Source organism: Phenylobacterium sp., from assembly GCF_036263695.1.
Lineage (GTDB): Bacteria > Pseudomonadota > Alphaproteobacteria > Caulobacterales > Caulobacteraceae > Phenylobacterium.
Genome location: NZ_DATAGM010000327.1, coordinates 1 through 1,660 on the forward strand (window position 1 = coordinate 1; position 1,660 = coordinate 1,660).

2 protein-coding genes and 1 pseudogene are annotated in these 1,660 nt (G+C 73.7%); 2 read left to right on the forward strand and 1 reads right to left on the reverse strand.

Annotated features, from left to right (window positions below):
* A pseudogene (locus tag VHK87_RS13345) lies at positions 1 to 470 on the reverse strand (hypothetical protein); the annotation flags it as partial.
* Between the two features lie 78 nt (positions 471 to 548).
* On the opposite strand from VHK87_RS13345, the gene VHK87_RS13350 reads away from it, so the two are divergent.
* Positions 549 to 1,055 carry an RNA polymerase sigma factor gene (locus VHK87_RS13350; RefSeq protein ID WP_329635385.1) on the forward strand — a complete coding sequence of 169 codons (507 nt, stop codon included), beginning with the start codon at positions 549 to 551 and terminating at the stop codon, positions 1,053 to 1,055.
* On the forward strand, positions 1,052 to 1,660 hold a 609-nt coding region (locus tag VHK87_RS13355), incomplete at its 3' end, for a hypothetical protein (RefSeq protein ID WP_329635386.1). The genes VHK87_RS13350 and VHK87_RS13355, both read left to right, overlap by 4 nt.

The window sequence follows — 1,660 nt, forward strand, 5'->3', positions numbered from 1 at the left end:
GGGCGCAGCACGAGGAAGCCGACGCCGATGGCCGTTAGGTCCGCCTGTTCGACGGCCTCAAACCCAGCCTGCCGGGCGGCGGCCAACGCTTGCGCGCTCGGCGCCAGCGCCAGCACACGCCCGCGGACCACCGGCGCGCCGGCGTCGTCGAGCTCGATGCTCTCCGGGTGGTCGCGGACGAGCGCATCGAGGCGCAGCCGCCGGGTCTGCGCCCCGAGGCCCTCCAAGGTGTCATCCACGGCCCCCGTCACCTGCGGGACGGTCTCGCGGACGACCCGGTCGGCGGGCGTGCGCGGCGTGCGCACGCGCGGCGCAGCCGGGGTTCGCGGAACGTCGACGCTCGGCAGGTCGGCGCCGGGGGAAGGCAGGCCGACGCCCGGCAATCCGCCGCCGCCGATCAACTGCGCGGCCGCCGGCTGGGCGAGGAGTGCGAGGGCGGCGCTAAGGGCGGCGATGCGGCCTTGGGTCATGCTCGGTCTTTCCGGCGCCTCATTGTCTGCGTTCAGGGATGAAACGCTGCAGTCCGGACGTTTCATCCAAAGAGAGGCGTGGAGTTGAACGCATTCCAGCGGGAAATGGTCGAGCTGTTGCCGCGCCTGCGCCGACTGGCGCGCGCCGTGGCGCGCGATCCGGCCGACGCGGACGACCTCGTCCAGCTGACGGTGGAGCGTGCGCTCTCGCGCGCCGGTCAATGGACGCCGGGGACCCGGCTGGATTCGTGGATGTTCCGGATCATGAAGAACGCCTGGATCGACGAGCATCGGGCGCGGGGCCGCCGGGGCCAGGTGCTGGCGCCGGAGGAAGAAGGGCTAGCTGTTGGAGACGCCGGCGCCGAGGCGGCCGAGATGCGGCTGCAGGCGGCCGAGGTGCGCCGCGAGATGGCGCGGCTGCCGGACGACCAGCGCCTGGCCGTCGCCCTGGTGCTGGTGGACGGGCTGTCCTACCGCGAGGCCGCCGACATCCTGGAGATACCCATGGGCACCCTGACCAGCCGGCTGGTGCGCGGCCGCACTGCGCTGCTGGCGCGGCTCAATCCGCAGGAGAGCGCCGCATGAGCGGACTGAAGGACCAGGCCCTGATGGCCTATGTGGACGGCGAACTGGAAGGGACGCAGCGCGAGGCGCTGGAGGCGGCGATCGCCAGAGACCCGGAACTAGCGCGCGAGGTGGAGCGGCAGCGCCGGATGCGCGCCGGGGTGCAGGACGCCTTCGCCGGCGTGCTGGACGAGCCCGTGCCGGACCGGCTGACGGCGCTGATCGCCGGCGATGATGAGCCGCTGGTGCTGCGGCCGCAGTTCGGCCGGTCGCAAGCTCGGGCGCGCAGCTTTCAGGCCGCGCACTGGGCGGCGATGGCGGCCAGCCTGGTGCTGGGCGCCGGTCTCGGGCTGGCGGCCGGCTTCGGTCCGGGCCTGCTCGATCCTGCGCCGATCTCGACGGACGGGGGCCGGATGGCCGCAAGGGGCGCGCTGGCCGAGGCGCTGGATGGCCAACTGGCCTCCGCCCCGTCCGGAGAGGTGCAGATCGGCCTAAGCTTCCGCGCCCAGGACCAGGCCTACTGCCGCACTTTCGTCGTGACGGAGACACGGCTGGCTGGGCTGGCCTGCCGCGAAGGCGAGGGCTGGACCATCCGGGCGACGGCCGAGGCGCGGGCGGGGCAGGGC